The sequence below is a fragment of the Mycobacterium sp. SMC-17 genome (genome assembly GCF_045310915.1).
Taxonomy (GTDB): domain Bacteria; phylum Actinomycetota; class Actinomycetes; order Mycobacteriales; family Mycobacteriaceae; genus Mycobacterium.
In genome coordinates, this window is the sequence record NZ_JBJIAK010000108.1 from 1 (window position 1) to 4,856 (window position 4,856).

At 63.2% G+C, this 4,856-nt stretch carries 3 protein-coding genes and 1 pseudogene; all 4 read right to left on the bottom strand.

Annotation, left to right across the window (positions count from 1 at the left end):
- Positions 1–998, bottom strand: a 998-nt coding sequence (locus ACJH7A_RS29965; RefSeq protein WP_406803279.1) for a recombinase family protein, incomplete at its 3' end; no start/stop codon positions are given.
- A gap of 177 nt (positions 999–1,175) precedes the next feature.
- Entirely contained in the window at positions 1,176–2,714 is a 1,539-nt protein-coding gene (locus tag ACJH7A_RS29970; RefSeq protein WP_318987368.1) for a replication initiator, read from the bottom strand.
- Positions 2,715–2,770: 56 nt separating this feature from the next.
- Positions 2,771–4,178: pseudogene (locus tag ACJH7A_RS29975) on the bottom strand (FtsK/SpoIIIE domain-containing protein).
- Between the two features lie 102 nt (positions 4,179–4,280).
- Positions 4,281–4,607, bottom strand: coding sequence for a hypothetical protein (locus ACJH7A_RS29980; protein WP_318987369.1), 327 nt, complete (start codon positions 4,605–4,607; stop codon positions 4,281–4,283).
- Positions 4,608–4,856: the final 249 nt, after the last annotated feature.

Consider the following 4,856-nt stretch of genomic DNA (forward strand, 5'->3'; position numbering starts at 1 on the left):
GGCACCGACACGGCCTGAACATCTCCGCCCACCTCAGCCCCGTCCCCGAATTCCCACCACCCCAGGGGACTTAGCCTCAGCGCTTCGTGCGTACGGCGGTCCGGTGCTATCCAGTCGGCCTCAGCACGCCACCGCATACGGGTTTCATACCCAGCGGCGACATCGTCGGGGTTGACCAGTACCTCGTATTTCTCCTGCTTGCCCCAAACGCGGACGCCTTGATACGCCGGGTTGTCGAGGATGGCGCGGATAGCCGAATGAGACCATCCTCGCGGGTCACGGTGCGGGTTCCTCGCGGGGTCATATTGGCTTGGCGACGGCACGCCGTCGTCGGTGAGCTGTTGCGCGATGTAACGCAGGCCCGCTCCGTCGGCGTACATCCGGTAAATCCGCTCGACGGTCGGTGACGTGGCGGGGTCGGCTTCGAGGCGGTGCAGCCGTTGCCCAAGATTTGCCTTGGCAATGTTCGGGTGTGGGCCCGCGTCGACGAGCCGGTAGCCATACGGTGGTCTGCCACCGAGGTATCTGGTTGTGTCCTGCGCGAGTGCCGACATCGCGGCGCGGACACGCATCTGGATACGCGCGCGCTCGCCCTTGCTCATGCCACCGAAGAGCGTCATCACGAGGTCATGCGCCTCGGAGCCGGGGTCGACCGCTCCACCGACCTCGGGTACCCACAACCCAACTCCGTAGTGCGTCAGCACAGGGAAAGTGAGCGCGAACTGAGGCCCATAGAACGCGCGGGCGGGCTCCCCGATCACGACAGCATCAAAGCCACGGCCACGAGACGCGACGTCATCAAGCAGACGTGATGCTTCCGGCCTTCGCTTCCAAGGCAGCGAACGGCTCTGTCCCACGTCGAAGTAGTCAGCCGCCAGGACTCCCCTGTGCGGAGTGATCAGGTCCAACGCGCGGCGCTTCTGCCAGCTTCGGCTCGCCTCCGGGTCTTGAGCATCCTCTGTGCTCACTCGGCCATAGAAGGCGAACCTGAGGCTCATGCCACTTCCCTCCCTGATGCACGCATCCGGTCCCGTACAGCCAGTATGACGTTGATCAGCGCGCAGTTGGCTTCGTGCGGAAGTCGAAACTGGTTGACTAGATCAATTTCAACACCTCCCTCTGACAGGTTCGGCGCATCGCATTCCGATCGACCATGCGCGGGCCGAGGACCTTTCTCAGCCATCACATTCCCCCGCCGGGTCCCAATGTTTGTCACCGACTTGGCGATGCCGTTCAGCAAGTCCTTCCAAGCGGGCGTCGATATGACGCAGGCTTGCCGAAACAGCCAACACGCGGTCGCCTACGGTAGCGTGTCCGGCGCGGTCGAATTCCCACCCGATGTCTTCACTAATCTGCGGCTGAGCATGTTGGTCCACAACGTGTTTCGTGTTGTTCTGACGAGACCATTGAGCGCGTTGGCTGCGCAGCGCGCTCATGGTGGTGGAATAACGGCGGGATTTGGTGGTGATGTGGCCTCGATAGCCGAGGGTGTGCAGCCATCGGTCGATCCCCACCAGAGCCGGGGTGTTTCCGATGCCGGACTGGGTGCCAGCAAGCACAACGATGGTGGTCAGGATCGACCGCACGTGCTCGGAAACATCAAGGGAAGCAATAGATTCAGCGGACAGGCGGCGGGCGGCGATACCGAAGTCCTGCAGGGATTTGGTGACGTACTTCGCGAGATAGCGAGCGACACGCCGCGGCGTCAAATGATCACTTGCCATAGCGGTATCCGAGTCTTCGTTGCCAGATGGTGCGGCTGCGGCCAGAGGCTGGGTATCGATCTGAGTGCCGAACCGCACCAACACAGTGCCGCTTGCCGTATCAAGATCACCAATTTCGGCAGGGGCAGCAACCGTGATGGCGATCTGGCGCGCGACGCGGTTGATCAGTGCTGCCAGAGCCGGCGCGGTGATTGGCGATTGCCATGGTGACTGTGCGTTGTGACGAGGCTCCGCGCCACCGGAGGTGGCACGGCCGTAACCAGTGTGGTCACCGGCCGTGGTGGTGTCGTTGACAGGGTCGAGGCGAATAAGGGCGTGGATGTGAGGAATGGCGCGGGCCTGCAGCTCCACGACTTTCACGAAACTCACCTTGACCGAGTCAGGATCGGCCCCGACGGTCTTCAGTTCGCACCGGGCGGCACGACGCAGCGCGATGGTGAAGCGGCGCCAGAGTTCGGGGAGGTACCAGGTGAACAGCACATGACTGATGTAGTCGTAGCAGTCAATGCATAGGGGCTGCCCGATCAGCGGGTCATCTCGGCAATGGGTGGTGCTGCACCACAGGGGCTTTCCATGCGGGCAACGCCGGTGTCCGCCATCTCTGGCGGCATCTCGGCACGCGGTCTCAGTGTGGTGGTGCACCGCGCCATATCCCGGCGCGGTCAGCGTGACGAACACTTGCGGATGTCCCACGATCGTGGCGGGGACGTCGTGGTGACCGCCAGCGGCGCCGGCGTGCACAAGTTGCCAAGTGTCCCTGGCGTAAAGGTCTGAGCAGGACGGGCAGACCTGGGCGCGGCGGTTGTTGCAGCGCGTCCACACCACCTGATGCCGGCCGTGGAGGTCAGCGCCGCTCAGTTGGATGGGGTGAGCACAGAACCCGACCGATTCGGCGCGACGCCACCAAGCGTCGAAGCCGGGTGATGATGCCCGCCGGACCATGTCACGCACCACCCTGTCCACATCGACGCTGGCGGCGGTGGCGGGCATACCTGGCAGCACCCACTCCGGGTTCCCCACCGCTCGGTCCGCTGAGGCTGTGCCGGTCACGACTTCTCCTGGTTCCCGGATGCGGTGGTGCGTGGGTGTGGTGCCCGAAAGGTGCGAGCCAGGGTGCTGATGTCACGGTCCGTGACGTGGAACGCCCGGATGCGGGTGGGCGTGGCGGTGCCGTCAGTCATCACATACCCGACACCCGGAGTGTGATCGCTAATGTCGTCGCAGACCGCGCCAGCGTCGCGGGCACCCTGCCCCAGGACCATCGCGGTTTGGGTGGCTTCGGTGAGCCGCAATCCGACCCGCACAGTGAACAGCTGGCGCACCGGGAGGGTGTCCTTTGCGGGGTCTTGGATGGCTTGCAACCACCGAGATGCCGACTGCACGGCCCTGGGATAGCAGCATGCCCAGGAGCTGTTCAATTTCTACGCGGAGTTTCCGATCAGTGAGATAGGCAGTAAGGGCAGCGATTTCGTCGATAACGACGACCAATAGCGGATCAGCGACAGTAGGTGTGTGTAGCCGGGTGTGGCCCCGCAACCGATCAGCGCGCCGGTGCATCACGTCGACCAGCGCGCGCAGCAGTTCCAGGGTGGCATTGCCGGCGTCGTGGGTGAACGCGGTGAACATAGTGGCGCCTGCGCCCAACTCCATTCCACCTTTCGGGTCGATCACGCACAAGCGAACCCGCCCGGTGCGCACGTGTGGTGCCAGGCCTGCGATCAGTGACCACAGGACGCTGCCCTTACCGGAGCCAGTAGCCCCGGCCACCAGAAGGTGATGCCCCAACACGGGTACCCGCCACAGTTGATGGCTGTCGGTGACCCCTGTCGGTATAGCGCCGCAATCCACAGGGGTGGCAGCGGTGGGCATAGGTAGCGCAATCGGGTCAGCCAGCGGGTCGCCGCGCACAATGGTGACACGCATCCGACCGGGCGCGATAGCGGTCACGGTGACGCGTTCGGCACGCCAGGCCGCAGCGAGCGCGTCAGTTTGCTTCTGCCAGTTGCTGATTGACTGACCGGTCACTACCGACACATCGATGGTGTCGGTGTGGTCCCCGATCGCGATCACCCGCAGGGCGGGAATATGTTCCCGCTCGCCGTGCTTGGTGGTCAGGCCGTGTAGCGCGCAGACCTGGGCCCAGGCGCGTTGATAGCGTGACCACCGCAGATAGGCGTGCCAGGGTGGGTTTAGCACCAGATGCTCAAAAGATTCCTCATCAAGGAATGCCCAACCCATGTAGGCCGCAACGAACCCGGCCAGGGTGAACATCCCAATGTTGTACCCCTGCCAGATGCCGACCCCCAGCGCGACCGCGGCCGGGACCCCGAGCAGCGGGAAACGTAGCGCCCACCACAGCAGGTGGCCGAAGGCGGTGACGATCGAGATAAGAAGGTCGCCGACCCAGTCCTCGTTTTCTTCGTTCCGCTTGTTGTTGCTTGCCGTGTTCGACATGCCGTCCTGTCTTTCGTGAAAGTGTCTGTGGGAGTGAGTGATCAGCCCGCCGACCGCCGCCACCTCTGCAGCGTGGTAGCCGGCGGGCCGACCTTAGGCGCGCTAGGAGCGCGGCGGCACGGCTTTTGCGTCGGCGACGGTAATGGCATCAGCCCCATAGGCGATTCCGTTCTTGCCATTTTGGTTCCACGGCAACGCCACCAGGTTCGATACCGTGACGGATTGCCCCACAGTGACTTTCGGTTCACCAGCCACGGTCACCGCCAGAATCTCGGCCCCGTCTGTATCGAGGGCCATAAGCTGCACCGCATACAGCGGCAAGCCAGTACCTTTGTCGATTTTCGGATGACCCGATTCGAAATCGATTCGCGCCTCAGCACTTTTCGTGCACATCCACGAGACCGCACTGGTATCGATTTTCAGTTTCATTGCTTCCCTGTCCTTTTCGTTGTCACGTCGCGCCCTGAGCGAGCGCTGAGATCACTACACGTGGACATCCCGGACATTCACAGAGACACCGAAGGACATCGAAGACACGTTGGACATCGGCGTGGACATTCGCGGACATGCGTGCGGACATGGCCATAGAACTGTCCGGCTGGAGCAATGATCAGAACCTGTGGATGAGCCTTGGTAGGGCGGCGTGAATGTGGGCGCGCCTTCCCGGGGATGATCACA